Here is a 16,207-nt window from a genome sequence, read left to right on the forward strand (position 1 = left end):
ACGAGCTAGCATTGACGAACACCACTTTTTGCAACTACATTTAGTTACACGCAGGGAACGCCGTGTCCAAAAATGAAAAGCTGCTCGCCAAATTGCTCAACGAGCAAATGACATTTACCTGGCCCGAGCTCGTCACGCTGCTGCGTCGGCTGGGCTACACACAGATTGAAGGGGCTGGAAGCCGCGTCAAGTTCGACATCGGCGACCCCAGTGCAATGATCACCTTGCACAAGCCTCACCCTGGCAACGAACTGAAACACTACATTCGGCGCCAGATCATCGAACAATTGAAATCAGGAGAGCTGATTCAGTGAACAACCAACTGAAACACAACGGCTACATCGGCTCCATCGAAGCCAGCCTCGAAGACAACTGCCTGTTCGGCAAGGTCTTGTTCATCAAGGCGCTGGTGAGCTACGAAGGGAAAACCGTCGCCGAACTGGATACGGCCTTTCGTGAGGCGGTGGATGATTACCTCGCCACCTGCCAGACCCTGGGGCATGCACCAGAGAAACCTTGCAAAGGTTCCTTCAATGTCCGGGTCGGCCATGACCTGCACCTGGCAGCGGCGCTGGCGGCAACCCGCAAAAAGGTCACGCTCAATGACCTGACCCGCCAAGCGTTGAACGAGTTTCTGCAGCATCACTGCGCAGACGCTTGCCCTGCGATCAACTGATCATCCTAGCCGCCGATACCCCAACACCGCTGCCCCCAACACGACCGCTCCCGCCGCCAGCGCCACCCAGAACCCGCTGGTGGCGCCAAAGTGGTCGATCATCCACCCGGAGCTCGCCGCACCGATGGCCACGCCGATGCTGAGGCCGGTGATCAGCCAGGTCATGCCTTCGGTCAGTCGACTGGCGGGCACGACCTGTTCCACCAAGGCCATGGACACAATCAGGGTGGGGGCAAAGAACAGCCCGGAGACAAAGACCGCCACCGCCAGCCCTGCGATGTTGGTCACCAGCAGCAACGGCAAAGTGGTCAACGCCGTGGCGATGCCGCACAACAGGAACTGCCGGGGCAACGGCGCCTTGAGCTTGAGGGTGCCGAACGCCAGCCCCGCCAGGCACGAACCGATGGCGTACACCGACAGTACGATGCTCGCAGCCGCCGGCTGGCCCTGATGCTGGGCAAAGGCGACGCTGACCACATCTACCACGCCGACGATCACGCCCATGGCCAGCAGCAGGATCATCAGGATCAGCACCGAGGGCGAGGCGATCAGCCAGCGACCGTGATGCCCCTGATGCGCGTGCACCGGTGGCTCGGTCTCGCGCTGCAACACAAAGGTGGTGACGCCCACCGCCAGCAACAACGCGGCCACCAGCGGCCCGGCTTCCGGGAACAGCACCACGCACAGACCCACCGAGATCGGCGGGCCGATGATAAAGCACACCTCATCCAGCACCGACTCCAGGGCAAATGCGGTCTGCAACTTGGGCTGGCCGCGGTACAACTCGGTCCAGCGCGCCCGCACCATGGCCGACATGTTAGGCATGCAACCGGCCAGGGCAGCGAACAGGAACAACGTCCAGTTCGGTGCCTGCAAGTGGGTGCACAGCAGCAACATCAACAACGCCCCGCCGCCGATCGACGCGGCAATCGGCAACACCCGCCCTTGGCTGTAGCGGTCCACCAGCCTGGATACCTGCGGCGCGCAAAACGCCGTGGCCAGGGCAAATACCGCCGCCACCGAGCCCGCCAGGCCGTAACCGCCGTGCACCTGCGAGAGCATGGTGATCAAGCCGATCCCCGTCATCGAGACCGGCATGCGCGCCAGCATCCCCGCCAGTACAAAAGCCCGGGCGCCAGGGACCTGGAACAATTCGGCGTAAGGGTTTGCCATCCTGCGTGACCTCTTTCTGAAAGCCCCGGAACTTGCTATCTGCACTGTTCGAGGCAAAATACATACGGTGCGTATGTGACAAATCATGCGTAACATACGCAGCGTATGTCAATCTATCACTTGCCCATTGCGAGCCCTACCCATGAGCCGAGCCCGTGCTGAAATGATCGAAGAGACCCGCGCCAGGCTGATCGCCAGCGCCCGCGAAGCTTTCGCAGCCCAAGGGTACGCCAATACCTCAATGGACGATTTCACCGCCCGCGCCGGTCTGACCCGGGGTGCGTTGTACCACCATTTTGGTGACAAGAAGGGCTTGTTGGTGGCCGTGGTGGCCCAGCTCGACAGCGAGATGGATGCGCGCCTGCAGCGCATAACCGCTGAGGCCACCAACCCCTGGGTCGGTTTTTGCGAACGTTGCCGCACCTACTTGCGCATGGCTCAAGACAGTGAGATCCAGCGCATTGTGTTGCAGGACGCGCCAGCCGTTCTGGGCGACACCGGCTCTCAGCAACACTGTGTCGAATCGCTGCGCGAACGCCTGGAGGCGTTGATGCAAACCGGTGTTATCCACCCTGCCCCGAGCCACGCACTGGCGCAGTTGATCAATGGAAGCTTGCTCAACACCGCTTTGTGGATCGCCCGGGGTGAACACCCGGACGAGCGGCTGGAGCAAGGCTTGCAGAGCCTGGAACTGTTGCTGCGCGGCCTGAGCCTTACACCAACCGCTTGATCTGCTTGTGTCGCCACACCTGCCGGTAATACGCAGTCTGCAACGCCAGCATGGCCAGGTAGGTCACCGGGAACGCCATCCACACCCCTTCCAGGCCGAAGTGGGCGTTGAGCAGGTAGGCCATTGGCAGTTCCACGCAGAGCACGCAGAAGATCGAGATCGCCACCGGCATCAACACCACGCCGCTGGCGCGCATGATCCCGCCCACCACCGCCTGGAAACCGAACACCAGGATGCTCCACAACATAATGTGCAGCAGGTGCTCGGCATTGGCCCGCGCCGCGTCATCGGTGATGAACAAGCCGAGCAGCCAGTGGGACAGCAGGTAGCCGAGCACGATCAGCCCACCGGTGAGGCAGGTGTTGATCAGCAGCCCGGTGCGCAGGATCGGCCCGATGCGCTCCAGGCGGCCGGCACCAATCGCCTGCGCGCCGAGGATCGATGCGGTGATGGCAATCGACAGCGCCGGGAATTGCACATAGTTGACGATCTGCGTGACCGCGCCATAGGCCGCAGTAGCCTGGGAACCGTGACCGTTGACCAGGGCGAGGATAACCAGCTCCGACAGCGACAACACCACCATCTGCAAGCCCGTGGGCAAGCCGATGCGCAGGACCTTGCCGAGAATGACCCGATCCAGGCGCAGGGCCGCCAGTAGTTCGCGATCCGGCGCCATCACATGATGCTTATGCCGCAGGCGCAGGATCAAAAACAGCATCGCCGCAGCATTACCCACCAACCCGGCGTAGACCGCGCTCTGGATACCCAGGGGCGGCAGGCCGATCCAGCCACGGATCAGCGCCGGTGTCAGCAGCAGGCCGACCAGGGTAGAGACCATCAGCGCGAGCAATGGCGAGATCGTGTCGCTGACGCCACGCAGCAATTGGGTATAGAGAATAAAGACCAGCAGCAGCGGCATGATCAACATCATCATCTGCGCATAGCCCACGGCATCGTCGAGCACATCCACCGGCGTGCCGAGCGCCTGCAACGCCGGGCGTGCAAACAGACTACCGAGTACTGCTGCGATCACCCCCACCAACGCGCCCAGCGTCAGGGTGGCGCCAGTGATCACCTTGACCAGCGCGGTTTCCTGCGCGCCCCACGCCTGCCCGATCAGTACCGAGGCGCCGGCCCCCAGGCCGATCACCAGGGCGATAAAAAAGAACACGATGGGAAACATCCCCGACACCGCCGCCAGCGCCTGGGTGCCAAGCATCTGCCCGACATAGATACCGTTGAGGGTGCCGGAAAAACTTTGCAGGAAGTTGGACAGCACCATCGGTGCCAGAAAGATCAGGTAGATCTGCCACAACGGCCGTTGCTGGGTGACGTCCATGAGGTTCGAATCCAGGAGTTGTTGTCAGACAGGGAACGCGTCGCGCGACAGCCAGGCCAGGTAGGTCTGCACGTCTACAGGCCAGTGCGCGATCTTGCGGGAAAAGTCCGCCGCATCAAAGGCAAATAACGCGCGCGAGGCGTCTTCAAAACCGGGCAGGTCACCGCCGACGGCACTCATGAACCGATAGCCGGCTTCCTTGGCCTGGCGTATCCGGTCACGAGAAGCATGGGCAGTGCGCGCTTCATCCACCAGCCGCCGCAACGCCGCCGAAGCACCGCCGCGTTGCTGGCCCAGCCATTCCCAATGACGCGGCAACAGCGTGACTTCCCGCGCGACCACCCCCAGTTTCGGGCGTCCGACCGAGGGGGGAGTGGGAGGCTCGTCGGTCACGTCGACCTGGGCGGGTGGTTCGGGCGCATAGCCCGCAGGCCAGGGAAAATCGACCTGATTGCCGGTGGCATCGTCGAAGACCAGGAAGCTGCCCGTGGGTTGGTCAAGCTCGGCGAGCGTCGTGGCGACGTCGGCATAGGAACCTGCCGCCACACGCTGGTGGCGGATAAAGGCGGTACAAGCAGGAAGCGTGCGCGTAGGCATATTTATTACCCGGGTGATATATGTTTTACCCGGGTCATATTAGCCAAAGTTTTACCAGATGCAAGGTTATCGTCGTATGGATCAGAGCTTGTCGCGCTTCATCTGCATGGTCAGGGTGAAACGGTCCGCTGGATAGACCGTCTCCGACACCGCAATCAGCCCGCCATTTTCATCACGATACTGGCGGATGATATTCAGCCCCAGCGCCCCGCCCTGTGCCTTGAGGCTGGCCGCCAGTTCGGTCGACAACTGCACCGGCCGCACTTGCTGGTCCACCACATCGATAGACCGCGAGAACGCCTTGCCGATCAGCGCGGCGATCAGTTCATCCGGGTGCTTGCGCGCTTCGGGGATCACTTCGGCAAAGGCCTGTTCGGCGTACACGTCGGTCCAGCACAGCGGCGCATTGCCGGCGCTGGCATCGACCTTGATGCTCGACACACAGAAATAATGCCCACCCGGCTCCAGTCCCAGGCGCCGGGCCTGGGCGATATCGACGACGAATTCGCGTACGCCTTGGATATCCCGGATATGGGTTTCAGCGACCTGCACCAGGTCGGCCACCGAGGCCATCGCCTGGGAATACCCGCCCTGGGGCGACGCGGCTTCGACCCGCGTGCCCACACGCTTGCGCCGCGAGACCATGCCTTGCCCCTGCAACTGGTCAATGGCCGCGCGCACGGTGTGCCGGCTCACCGCGTACAGCGAACAGAGTTCGAACTCAGTCGGCAGCAACGACCCCACCGGGTAACGGCCGCTGCCAATCTGATCGATCAAGTCCTTGGCCACCGCCGCATAACGCCTCTGGCTCACGCTTTCCATTTTTACCCTCGTTGTCGAGTTGACAGTGTATCAGCACAGGCGCAATCATAATGTACGTACATATTAAATATGTATGATTTAAAAATAACAATTAGGATTTGCCCATGTCGAGTACCGTTTTTGATTCCGCCCTGTTCCGCGACATGTTCGGCACCGCCGAAATGCGCGGCGTGTTCTCTGATAAAGCACTGATCGAGCGTTACATCGAAGTGGAAGTCGCCCTGGCCCGCGCCGAAGCGCGGTGCGGGGTGATCCCCGGCGACGCCGCCGAGCAGATCGCCGCGCTGTCGCGGTACGAAGCCCTGGACCTGGCGCTGATGCAGCACGAGACCGAGATAGTCGGTTACCCGATCCTGCCGCTGGTGGAGCAACTGTCGAACATCTGCGGTGAAGCCGGCCGCTACGTGCACTGGGGCGCCACTACCCAGGACATCATGGACACTGCCGTGGTCCTGCAAATACGCGCTGCGCTGGCCATCGTCGAGCGTGATATCCAGACCGTGCGCGGCCTGCTCGCTGGCCTCGCCGCGCGCTATCGCGACACGCCGATGGCGGGTCGCACCCACTTGCAGCACGCACTGCCGATCACCTTCGGCTACAAGTGCGCGGTGTGGCTGAGCATGTTTGATCGCCACGCCGAGCGCCTGGTGGAGTTGCGTCCACGGGTCGAAATCGGTCAATTCGCCGGCGCGGCCGGCACCCTCGCTTCCCTGGGCGACAAAGGGTTGCAGGTGCAGGAAGCCTTGATGGCCGAACTCGGCCTGGGCGTGCCGCAAGCCACCTGGCATGTGGCCCGTGATGGGCTGGCCGAGACCTTGAACTTCCTCGGCCTGGTCACCGGCTCCCTGGGCAAGATCGCCCTGGACATCATGATGATGATGACCAGCGAACTGGGCGAAGTGTACGAGCCCTTCGTCAAGGGCCGTGGCGCCAGCAGCACCATGCCGCAGAAGCGCAACCCGATTTCCTGCGAGCTGATGTATGCCGCCGCCAAGGGCGTGCGCCAACACGCCGGGCTGATGCTCGACGCGATGATCCAGGACTTCGAACGCTCTACCGGCCCGTGGCAGGCGGAGTGGATCGCCATCCCCGAAGCTTTCGCCCTCAGCGCCGCGTCCCTCGGCCAGGCGACCTTCATGCTCGCCGGCCTGGAAGTGCGCCCCGAGCGCATGCGCAGGAACCTCGACATGACCCAGGGCCTGATCGTCGCCGAAGCCGTGATGATGGGCCTCGCCCCGGCCCTCGGTCGCCAGGTGGCCCACGATGTGGTGTACGCCGCGTGCCGCATGGCCAACGACCAGGGCACCAGCCTGCTCGACGCCCTGCTCGCCCAGGGCGAAGCCACTGCGCAATTGGATGTGGCCGAACTGCAACGCCTGACCGACCCCGCCAACTATCTGGGGCTGGCGCCGCAGATGGTGGATATCGCGCTGGCGCGCCAGGGCGCGGTCCCCCGCTGACCTGAAAACCAATGGAGGTCCAACTGTGGGAGGGGGCTTGCTCCCGATAGCGGTGTATCCGGGAAAAATCAGGTGGCTGACACCCTGCTATCGGGGGCAAGCCCCCTCCCACAGAGCGTCATCCGAACCATAACAACAATGAGATCACAGACATGTCATCCACCCCCGCCAAAAAACCGCTCTACAAGGACCTGACGTTCCAGGTCGCCGCCGCCATGTTCCTCGGCATTGCCTTCGGCTTTCTTGCTCCGGAGCTGGCCGCCAGTTTCAAGATCCTCGGCGATATCTTCCTCAAGCTGATCAAGACCGCCGTCGCGCCGCTGGTGTTTTTCACAGTGGTCCACGGCATCGCCTCGGCCGGTGATATCAAGCGGGTCGGCAAGGTCGGCCTGCGCGCGCTGATTTACTTCGAAGTGGTGTCGACCATCGCCCTGGCCATCGGCCTGTTGTGGGGCAACCTGCTGCAGATCGGCTCCGGCATGCATGACGCCCACCCGAGCAGCGCCGCTGCCGCCGCCGCGAGTGCCGCCGTGGCCAAGGGGCATGCGCCCGCCTCGACCATGGACTTTATCTACGGCATCTTCCCGGACAATTTTGTCGGTGCCTTCGCTGGCGGCCAGTTGCTGCAAGTGCTGGTGATCTCGGTGCTGTTCGGCTTCGCCCTGCTGGCCCTGAAGCCCGAGCGCCGGGAAGTGATCGAGGACGGCCTGAACCGTATCTCTGAATGCTTCTTCGAGTTCATCAACCTGATCATGAAATTCGCGCCCCTGGGTGCCTTCGGTTCGGTGGCATACGCGGTGGGCAGCAATGGCACAGCGGTGCTGATGTCCCTGGCCAACCTGGTGTTGATGTTCTACGTCGGCATCGCCTTCTTCATCTTTGTGGTGCTGGGCGCCGTGTGCCGGTTGAGCGGCTTCAGCCTGTGGCGCTTCCTCACCTATATCAAGGATGAAATCTTCATCGTGCTCGGCACCGCCTCGTCGGAAAGCGCCCTGCCGCGCCTGCTGCAAAAGCTCGAGAAATTCGGCTGCTCCAAGCAGAGCGTCGGTCTGGTACTGCCTACCGGGTATGCGTTCAACCTCGACGGCACATCGATCTACATGTCGCTGTGCGTGCTGTTCATCGCCAACGCCTACGGTGTGCCGCTGAGCTGGGAACAACAACTGGGCATCATTGCGATCATGTTGGTGACCTCCAAGGGCGCGGCGGCGGTGTCGGGTGGCAGCTTTGTGGTGTTCGCCGCGACCGTGACCGCCATCGGCGTACTGCCGGCCGAAGGCCTGGCGCTGCTGTTCGGCGTGTACCGCTTCATGTCCATGGCGATTGCCACCTGCAACACCATCGGCAATAGCGTGGCCACGGTGGTGGTATCGAAATGGTCCGGCGAGTTCTCCCAGCAGACCGCCCAGGGTGAATATCAACGCGTGCTCGGCCGTGCCGCCGGCGCTGCGCTTTAACGAGGCTCCTGATGACTACTCAGCGAATCGAACACGACGCGTTCGGCCCGGTGTCCATACCAGCCGACCGCTACTGGGGCGCACAAACCCAGCGGGCACTGGAGGTGTTCGGCGGCAAACAGCCGTTCCCCGCCAGCCTGATCCGCGCCTTCGGCCACCAGAAACGCGCGTGTGCCCGTGCCAACGCACGCCTCGGCGCGCTGGCACCGGCCCTGGCGCAGGCAGTCGAACAGGCCGCGGACGAACTGGCCAACGGCGAGCTCGACCTGCACTTTCCGCTGTCGATCTGGCAAACCGGCTCCGGCACCCAGACCAACATGAACGCCAACGAAGTGATTGCCAACCGCGCCAACCTCGCGCTAGGCGGTGAACTGGGCAGCAAGTCGCCGGTACATCCCAATGACCATGTGAACCGCTCGCAGTCGTCCAACGACAGTTTCCCCACGGTGATGCACCTGACCACCGTGCTGGAACTGCGCGGTCGCCTGCTGCCTGCATTGGGCCATCTGCGTGATGGACTCAACGCCAAGGCAGACGCCTGGCAGGACGTGCTGAAAATCGGTCGCACCCACCTGATGGATGCGGTGCCCATGAGCCAGGGCCAGGCATTTGGCGCGTTTGCCCAGCAGATCCAGCACGGTATCGCGCGCATCGAAGCGTGCATGCCGCGCCTTTGCCTGCTGCCCCAAGGCGGCACGGCGGTGGGCACTGGATTGAATACACCTGTCGGTTTTGACGTGGCGTTCTGCGAGGAAATCAGCCGGCTCACCGGCGAACCCTTCGAAACCAACCCGTGCAAATTCGAAGGCATGGGCACCCACGATGCCCTGGTCGAAGCCTCTGGCGCGCTGAATGTGCTGGCCGTGTCATTGACCAAGATCGCCAATGACATCCGCCTGCTCGGTTCGGGTCCGCGCTGCGGCCTGGGTGAATTGATCGTGCCGGACGATGGCCTGACCTCCTCGATCATGCCCGGCAAACGCAACCCGACCATTGCCGAAGTACTGGTGCAGGCGGCGATGCAGGTGATGGGCAACCACACCACGATCACTCTGGCGGGCGCTTCGAGCACCTTCGAATTGAACGTGGTCAAGCCGGTGCTGATCCATAACCTGCTGCAATCGATCGACGTGCTCACCGACGGCGTCGACCTGTTCACCCACAAGCTGCTGAGCGACCTGGAGGTGAACCGCCCGCAGTTGGCACACAACGTGGAGCATTCATTGCTGATGGCGACGGTGCTCAACCCGCTGCTGGGTTATGACCGCGTGGCCCAGATCACCCGCAAGGCCGCGGACGAGGGCTTGTCACCCAAGGAGGCGGCCGTGCAATTGGGCTTGATCAGCGCCGAAGAGTACGAACAACGGGTAAGGCCGGAAACGATGATTAATCCCACTGCGCCGACAAACAAGGGCTGACCCACCTCACTCGCGAGCCAGCCCGCTCAGACTTTTTGATCTTCATCGTGGCTGAAATGGGTTATCCGCCAAAGGTTTGTGAGGGCCTGCGCAACGTCGGATCAAACGGATTGATCCGTGGCCCGATCGCCGCCGCTTCGCGCTTGAGCAACTCCACCACCATCGGCAACCGGCCCGGTCCCAGGCGATCGCTGATGGTCGCCACACTCAACGCCGCCACTGCGTGCCCATCCCGGTTGAGGATGGGCACGGCTAACCCGGCCATGCCCTCCAGCACTCCGGTATTACGTGCCGCATACCCCAGGTTACGCACGTTCTCCACTTCCGAGCGCAACAGCACTTCGTCATACAGGTGGAAGTCCTTGAGCCGTGGCAGGTTGTAGCGGATCACGGTTTCGCGCTCTTCCTCCGGCAGGAACGCGAGGATCGCCAGGCTGCCCTGCCCTACGCCCAATGCCACGCGCCCGCCAATATCGCCGGTGAAGGTGCGGATCGGGTACGGGCCTTCACTGCGGTCCAGGCAGATCGCATCGAAGCCGCTGCGCGCCAGCAGGAACAGCGAGTCGCCCAATGATGCACTCAGGCGCAACATGCTCGGGCGCACCAGGTCGCGCAGGTTGCCGGTCTTGCCCGCGTTTGCCGCCAGGGCGAAGAACTCCAGGCTCAGGCGATAGCGCTTGCTGCGGGCGTCCTGCTCGACCATGCCTTCGTCCATCAAGCTGCGCAACAGCCGATGGGTGGTGGGTTGCGACAGGCCCACCTGTTGCGCCAGCTGGGTGACGCGTTCGCCGCCCTCCGGCACGTCACCCAGGGTGCGCAACAGCGCGAATAGACGAGACACCCCGCCCGCCCCGACTTCTTTGCGGCTTTGATTTCGATCAGTGGAATCCATAACACTCAATCTCTTGGTAAATTCCGGTGAGTGAATAAATCTGAAAATAATAGTCCGTTCAGTGAAATTCCATCTTCCGCCCATCCTAGTCTTCGTCCTAATCTGCGTCCACAGGGGCGAAATGAACAACAACCGGCAGCCGACTCAAGATCGAGCGCCAACGCACCGGCAACAGCTCATTCGCATCTGCCCAAAACAAAAAAGCGCGTTTCGACGCGACTCAAAAAAGGTGGAACGCAGACATGGCATTTCTCCAACTCAACGCCTTGAGCAAACGCTACGGCGCCGTCGACGCGGTGGTCGCCACCGACCTGGCGGTGGAAAAAGGCGAGTTCGTTTCCCTGCTCGGCCCCTCGGGCTGCGGCAAGACCACCACCCTGCAAATGATCGCCGGCTTCGTTGACGTGAGCGGCGGGCAGATCCTGCTCGATGGGCGCGACATAACCCACGCCAAGCCCGCCAGCCGTGGCCTGGGCGTGGTGTTCCAGAGCTATGCGCTGTTCCCCCACATGAGCGTGCGCGACAACGTCGCCTTCGGCCTGAAGATGCGCAAGGTGCCGGCCGCCGAGATCGCCAGCAAGGTGAAAACTGTGCTGGAACTGGTGCGCCTGGCCCAGCATGCCGAGCGCTACCCCCGGGAACTGTCCGGCGGCCAGCGCCAGCGCGTGGCCCTGGCCCGTGCGTTGGTGATCGAACCGCCGGTGTTGCTGCTCGATGAGCCGCTGTCCAACCTCGACGCCAACCTTCGCGAAGAGATGCAGTTCGAGATCCGCCGCATCCAGTGCGCCGTCGGCATCACCACCTTGATGGTCACCCACGACCAGGCTGAAGCGCTGTCCATCAGCGACCGCGTGGTGGTGATGCAGGCCGGGCGCGTGACCCAGATCGACGCGCCGTACAAGCTCTACGAACACCCACGCACGCGCTTCATCTCGGACTTCGTCGGCAAGGCCAACCTGCTGGCTGGCGATTACGATCAGTTGGGGATCCCGCAAGTACGGCATGAACGCGGCGATGGCGAGTTGGTCCTGAGCCTGCGCCCGGAAAAGATCACGCTGGTGAATGTGGGCGCCGGCCGCCTGCAAGGCAAGGTGCTTGATCGCTACTTCTTCGGCAGCCAATGGCTGTACCGCATCCACACCGACCTCGGCGAGATCACCGTGGTGCGCAGCAACGATGGCAGCGCACCGCTGGGCTGCGGCGCGGCGGTGGGCCTGGACTGGCATGCGGACTTGCTGCGCGTACTGGCAACCGACGAGGTGCACGCATGAGTCGCGGTTACCTGCTGTCGCTGCCGGCGCTGGTGCTGTTTGTCGGGCTGCTGATTTTGCCGCTTGGCCTGACCCTGGTGCTGTCGTTCAACGTGTTCGACTACCAGGTAGGCGTGAAGGCCGATGAATGGACCTCGGCCCATTACCTGTCATTGTTCAGCGACTCGTACTTCTACGAGATCTTCTGGCGCACCTTCTGGATCAGCGCGCTGGTGACCCTGCTGTGTGTGGTGATCGGTGTGCCCGAGGCCTACATCCTCAGCCGCATGGGCACGCCGTGGCGCTCGATCTTCCTGATCCTGATCCTCACGCCGCTGCTGATTTCGGTGGTGGTGCGCGCCTTCGGCTGGAGCCTGCTATTGGGCGCGGATGGCCTGGTGAACCAACTGATCCAACTGCTCGGCGGGCGCCCGGTGAAGCTGCTGTACACGCCGTTCGCGGTGATCATCGCGCTGGTGCACGTGATGCTGCCGTTCATGATCATCCCGGTGTGGACCTCCCTACAGAAGCTCGACCCGTCGGCGGAACAGGCCGCATTGTCGCTGGGCGCCAGCCAGGCCACGGTGATGCGCAAGATCGTGCTGCCGCAGGTCATGCCCGGCGTGCTGTCCGGCACCCTGATCGTGTTCGGCCTGGCCGCGAGCTCCTTTGCGATCCCCGGCCTGCTTGGCGGGCGCCGCCTGAAAATGGTCGCCACCGTGGTGTACGACCAGTACCTCTCGGAACTCAACTGGCCCATGGGCGCGACCATCGCGGTGGTGCTGCTGTTGGTCAATCTGCTGATCATGCTGAGCTGGAACCGCATGGTCGAAGGCCGCTATAAAAAGTCCCTGGGGGTTTAAGCGCATGTCCAGAAACGGTCCTTTGGCCCTCGGTTTCCACGGCTTGGTGGTGCTGTTCATGATGGCGCCGCTGGTGGTGGTGTGCCTGGTGGCGTTCACCCCGGAAAACACCTTGAGCCTGCCCACTTCGGGCTTCTCGCTGCGCTGGTTTCGCGCGGTGTTCGAGCGAGCCGACTTTATTCAGGCGTTCTACAACAGCCTGGTCCTGGCCTTCACCGCAGCCAGCCTGGCCACGTTGATTGCGGTGCCGGCGGCGTTGGCGATCAGTCGGTACACGTTCCCGGGGCGCAACTTCTTCAGCGCGTTGTTCCTGTCGCCGATCATCATCCCGCACCTGGTGCTGGGCGTGGCGATGCTGCGCTTGTTCGCATTGATGGGCGTCAACGGCAGCTTCACCTGGCTGATGCTCGCGCACGTAGTCATCATCACACCCTATGTGCTGCGCCTGGTGCTGGCGGCCGCCATCGGTATTGATCGCAGTGCCGAGCAGGCCGCCGAATCCCTGGGGGCCGGCCGCTTTACGCTGTTTCGCCAGATCACCCTGCCGATGATTCTGCCCGGTGTCGCCGGCGGCTGGTTGCTAGCGTTCATCAACAGTTTCGATGAAGTGACGCTGTCGATCTTCGTCAGCTCGCCGGCCACGCAAACCCTGCCGGTGCGCATGTATGTGTACGCCACCGAGTCCATCGACCCGATGATGGCGGCGGTGTCGGCGCTGGTGATTGCGTTGACGGCGGCCACCATGATTCTGCTGGACCGGGTCTACGGCCTGGACCGCGTGCTGGTGGGGAAACATTGATGGCCTTGTTCAAACGTGTGGCCGAGACCGGCCGCCCTGCCCTGTCCTTTACCCTGGACGGTCAACCCGCCAGCGGCTTGCTTGGCGATACCTTGCTCACCGCCGTGCTGACCTGCGCCGAACACCTGCGCGGCAGTGACTTCAGCGCCGAGCGCCGCGCCGGTTTCTGCCTGATGGGCGCCTGCCAGGACTGCTGGGTGCGGCTTGAGGACGGCCGCCGCGTGCGCGCCTGCTCGACGCTGCTGGAAGAAGGCCAGGCGATCAGCCGTGACCCGGGGCGCCAGCCATGAAGCCGGTGGTGATTGTGGGCGCAGGCCCGGCCGGGATCAGCGCGGCGCGCACCCTGCTCGACCATGGCATCACACCGTGCCTGATCGATGAAAGCCTGCGCGGCGGCGGGCAGATCTATCGGCGGCAACCCCTGGGCTTCCAGCGCACCGCCAGGCAGATCTACGGATTTGAAGCGAGCAAGGCCCAAGCCGTGCACCGCACGATGGATGAGCTGGCGCCGCTGATCGACTATCGACCGCAAACCCTGGTGTGGAATGCCGAGGACGGTCGCCTGGACATGCTCAACAACGGCCGGGCCGAGAGCGTCGAATACACCAGGATCATTGTCGCGACCGGCGCCACCGACCGTATCCTGCCGGTGCCGGGCTGGACCCTGCCCGGCGTGTACAGCCTGGGCGCGGCGCAGATCGCCTTGAAATACCAGGGCTGCGCCATCGGTGAGCGCGTGGCGTTCTGCGGCAGCGGGCCGTTGCTGTATCTGGTCGCCTACCAATATGCCAAGGCCGGGGCCAAGGTGGTGGCGGTACTCGACAGCGCGCCGTTCAGTGCACAGTGCCGTGCGCTGCCGGCGCTACTCGGGCAACCACTGACCTTGGCCAAGGGCCTGTATTACCGCGCCTGGCTGAGCGCCCATGGGATTGCCGTGCATCAGGGCGCCACGCTGCAGAAGATCGACGGAGAACAGCGAGTCAGCGGCATTCGTTGGGGTGAACACCGTCTGGAATGCGACGCCGTGGCTTTCGCCCACGCGTTGCGCAGCGAGACGCAACTGGCGGACTTGCTCGGCTGTGAGTTCGCCTGGAACAGCTTGAACCGCGCCTGGTTGCCGCAACGGGACAACGCCGGGCGCAGCAGCGTCAACGGTGTGTACCTGGCAGGCGACGGCGCAGGGATCATGGGTGCGGACGCCGCGCAGATGGCCGGTGAACGTGCGGCACTGGCGGTGCTGGAAGATTCGGGGGCAACGATTGACTCGCGCCGCTCCGCCGTATTGGAGCAGCAACTGGCGCGCATCCAGCGTTTTCGTCATGGGTTGGAAACCGCGTTCCCCTTCCACGAGCAATGGGCGGCCCAGGCGCCGGACGCGTTAATGGTGTGCCGTTGCGAAGAAGTCAGCGCCGGCGAGATACGCGCGGTGGTGGATGAAGGCCACTGGGAGCTCAACCGGGTCAAGGCCCACTGTCGCGTCGGCATGGGCCGCTGCCAGGGCCGGATGTGTGGGCTGGCGGCGGCGGAGATTGTCGCCGAACGCAGCGGCCGCGCCATTGAACACGTGGGCCGCCTGCGCGGCCAGGCACCGATCAAGCCGCTGCCGTTTGGCGTGGAGGTGCAGCCATGATCGACGTGATCGTCCTCGGCGGCGGCATTGTCGGCGCCTCGGCGGCCTTGATGCTCGCGCAGAAAGGCCAGCACGTGGCCTTGGTGGAGCGGGATTTTTGCGGCTCGCATTCCAGTGGCGTCAACTATGGCGGCGTGCGGCGCCAGGGTCGGCCCTTGCACCAACTGCCATTGTCCCAGCGCGCCCATCAACTGTGGGCCGACTTGCCAGGGTTGATCGGCATCGACGGCGAATACGTGCGCTCCGGGCATTTGAAGCTGGCGCGCAGTCATGCCGATTTCGCCGCGTTGCAGGCGTACGCCGAGCAGACCCGTGGCTTTGGCCTGGGCCTGCAGTTGCTGGACTACGCCGAATTGCGCGCACGCTTCCCCTGGGTCGGCGATATTGCCGTGGGCGCCTCGCTGTGCCCGGAAGACGGACATGCCAACCCGCGCCTGGTGTCTCCTGCCTTCGCCCGTGCCGCACAGCGTTATGGCGCCGTCGTGTACGAGCAGGCCGAGGTGATCCGCATCGAACATGACAGCCGCCGGTTCCAGGTGAACTGCGCCAACGGCCTGCACCTGCAAGCGCCATGGCTGCTCAACTGCGCCGGCGCCTGGGCCGGAAGCGTCGCCGCGCAGTTTGGCGAAGCGGTGCCGATCACCTCGGCGCATCCGGCGATGCTGGTCACCGAGCCCTTGCCGGTGGTGATGAACGTGAGCACCGGCGTTGAAGGTGGCGGGATTTATGCGCGGCAGGTCGCTAGGGGCAATTGCATCCTCGGCGGTGGTCGCGGCTTTGCCCTCGGCCCGCTGACCGCGCGCCCAGGGCAGGCGGCGGTGCTGGAGATCCTGCGCAACGCCGGCGAACTCTACCCCTTTCTCAAGGGCGCCCAGGCCATCCGTACCTGGAGCGGCACCGAAGGTTACCTTCCCGATCACGAACCGGTGATCGGCCCCAGCAGCACCCAACCCGGCTTGCTCCACGGTTTCGGCTTTGCCGGCGCCGGGTTCCAGCTCGGTCCCGCGGTCGGTGAAGCCCTGGCAGAGATCGTCTGCAGCGGGGCCAGCCGCCACCCCATCGAAGCGTTTTCCATCCGTCGTTTCCAAGCCTGAGAGGAAA

The 16,207-nt window shown here is 63.5% G+C and carries 17 protein-coding genes; 12 read left to right on the forward strand and 5 right to left on the reverse strand.

Annotated elements, in window-relative coordinates:
• Nucleotides 1-62: 62 nt before the first annotated feature.
• Both NL123_RS18540 and NL123_RS18545 read left to right on the forward strand, forming a co-directional pair.
• Entirely contained in the window at nt 63-314 is a 252-nt protein-coding gene (locus NL123_RS18540) for a type II toxin-antitoxin system HicA family toxin (protein WP_185710291.1), read from the forward strand.
• Nucleotides 311-676 carry a type II toxin-antitoxin system HicB family antitoxin gene (locus tag NL123_RS18545; RefSeq protein WP_248487940.1) on the forward strand — a complete coding sequence of 122 codons (366 nt, stop codon included), beginning with the start codon at nt 311-313 and terminating at the stop codon, nt 674-676. Before NL123_RS18540 ends, NL123_RS18545 begins: the two co-directional genes overlap by 4 nt.
• On the opposite strand, the gene NL123_RS18550 is transcribed toward NL123_RS18545, so the two are convergent.
• A complete protein-coding gene (locus tag NL123_RS18550; RefSeq protein ID WP_248487939.1) occupies nt 677-1,849 on the reverse strand; it encodes an MFS transporter in 1,173 nt (390 codons plus the stop codon).
• A gap of 142 nt (nt 1,850-1,991) precedes the next feature.
• On the opposite strand from NL123_RS18550, the gene NL123_RS18555 reads away from it, so the two are divergent.
• Nucleotides 1,992-2,579, forward strand: coding sequence for a TetR/AcrR family transcriptional regulator (locus NL123_RS18555; protein ID WP_494356028.1), 588 nt, complete (start codon nt 1,992-1,994; stop codon nt 2,577-2,579).
• Here NL123_RS18555 and NL123_RS18560 read toward each other — a convergent pair.
• From NL123_RS18560 to NL123_RS18570, 3 genes are all read right to left on the reverse strand, one after another.
• Nucleotides 2,563-3,918, reverse strand: coding sequence for an MATE family efflux transporter (locus NL123_RS18560; protein WP_494356029.1), 1,356 nt, complete (start codon nt 3,916-3,918; stop codon nt 2,563-2,565). The two genes, NL123_RS18555 and NL123_RS18560, sit on opposite strands and share 17 nt — an antisense overlap.
• 24 nt (nt 3,919-3,942) lie before the next feature.
• On the reverse strand, nt 3,943-4,515 hold the full coding sequence (locus tag NL123_RS18565; protein WP_494356030.1) for a DUF2239 family protein: 573 nt from the start codon (nt 4,513-4,515) through the stop codon (nt 3,943-3,945).
• An 81-nt stretch (nt 4,516-4,596) separates the two neighbouring features.
• Nucleotides 4,597-5,337, reverse strand: coding sequence for a GntR family transcriptional regulator (locus NL123_RS18570; protein ID WP_494356031.1), 741 nt, complete (start codon nt 5,335-5,337; stop codon nt 4,597-4,599).
• Nucleotides 5,338-5,441: 104 nt separating this feature from the next.
• Here NL123_RS18570 and NL123_RS18575 point away from each other — a divergent pair, with 104 nt between their 5' ends.
• From NL123_RS18575 to NL123_RS18585, 3 genes are all read left to right on the forward strand, one after another.
• Nucleotides 5,442-6,797, forward strand: a complete 1,356-nt coding sequence (locus NL123_RS18575; protein WP_248487935.1) for a class-II fumarase/aspartase family protein — start codon at nt 5,442-5,444, stop codon at nt 6,795-6,797.
• A gap of 152 nt (nt 6,798-6,949) precedes the next feature.
• On the forward strand, nt 6,950-8,254 hold the full coding sequence (locus tag NL123_RS18580; RefSeq protein WP_494356032.1) for a cation:dicarboxylate symporter family transporter: 1,305 nt from the start codon (nt 6,950-6,952) through the stop codon (nt 8,252-8,254).
• A gap of 11 nt (nt 8,255-8,265) precedes the next feature.
• A complete protein-coding gene (locus tag NL123_RS18585; RefSeq protein WP_494356033.1) occupies nt 8,266-9,672 on the forward strand; it encodes a class II fumarate hydratase in 1,407 nt (468 codons plus the stop codon).
• Between the two features lie 61 nt (nt 9,673-9,733).
• Here NL123_RS18585 and NL123_RS18590 read toward each other — a convergent pair whose 3' ends face one another.
• Entirely contained in the window at nt 9,734-10,564 is an 831-nt protein-coding gene (locus NL123_RS18590; protein WP_494356034.1) for an IclR family transcriptional regulator, read from the reverse strand.
• A gap of 242 nt (nt 10,565-10,806) precedes the next feature.
• On the opposite strand from NL123_RS18590, the gene NL123_RS18595 reads away from it, so the two are divergent.
• The 6 genes from NL123_RS18595 to NL123_RS18620 are packed head-to-tail and all read left to right on the forward strand — an operon-like array spanning nt 10,807 to nt 16,200.
• A complete protein-coding gene (locus NL123_RS18595) occupies nt 10,807-11,835 on the forward strand; it encodes an ABC transporter ATP-binding protein (protein ID WP_494356035.1) in 1,029 nt (342 codons plus the stop codon).
• Nucleotides 11,832-12,677: an ABC transporter permease gene (locus tag NL123_RS18600; protein WP_494356036.1), complete on the forward strand. Its 846-nt coding sequence runs from the start codon at nt 11,832-11,834 to the stop codon at nt 12,675-12,677. Before NL123_RS18595 ends, NL123_RS18600 begins: the two co-directional genes overlap by 4 nt.
• A 4-nt stretch (nt 12,678-12,681) precedes the next feature.
• Nucleotides 12,682-13,476 carry an ABC transporter permease gene (locus NL123_RS18605; RefSeq protein WP_071495296.1) on the forward strand — a complete coding sequence of 265 codons (795 nt, stop codon included), beginning with the start codon at nt 12,682-12,684 and terminating at the stop codon, nt 13,474-13,476.
• Nucleotides 13,476-13,766 carry a (2Fe-2S)-binding protein gene (locus tag NL123_RS18610; RefSeq protein ID WP_248487930.1) on the forward strand — a complete coding sequence of 97 codons (291 nt, stop codon included), beginning with the start codon at nt 13,476-13,478 and terminating at the stop codon, nt 13,764-13,766. Before NL123_RS18605 ends, NL123_RS18610 begins: the two co-directional genes overlap by 1 nt.
• Nucleotides 13,763-15,106 carry an FAD/NAD(P)-dependent oxidoreductase gene (locus NL123_RS18615; RefSeq protein ID WP_494356037.1) on the forward strand — a complete coding sequence of 448 codons (1,344 nt, stop codon included), beginning with the start codon at nt 13,763-13,765 and terminating at the stop codon, nt 15,104-15,106. Before NL123_RS18610 ends, NL123_RS18615 begins: the two co-directional genes overlap by 4 nt.
• Nucleotides 15,103-16,200, forward strand: coding sequence for an NAD(P)/FAD-dependent oxidoreductase (locus NL123_RS18620; protein WP_248487928.1), 1,098 nt, complete (start codon nt 15,103-15,105; stop codon nt 16,198-16,200). The genes NL123_RS18615 and NL123_RS18620 overlap by 4 nt, the downstream gene beginning before the upstream one ends.
• Nucleotides 16,201-16,207 lie beyond the last annotated feature (7 nt).

The sequence above is a fragment of the Pseudomonas sp. FBCC-B1565 genome, assembly GCF_059133265.1.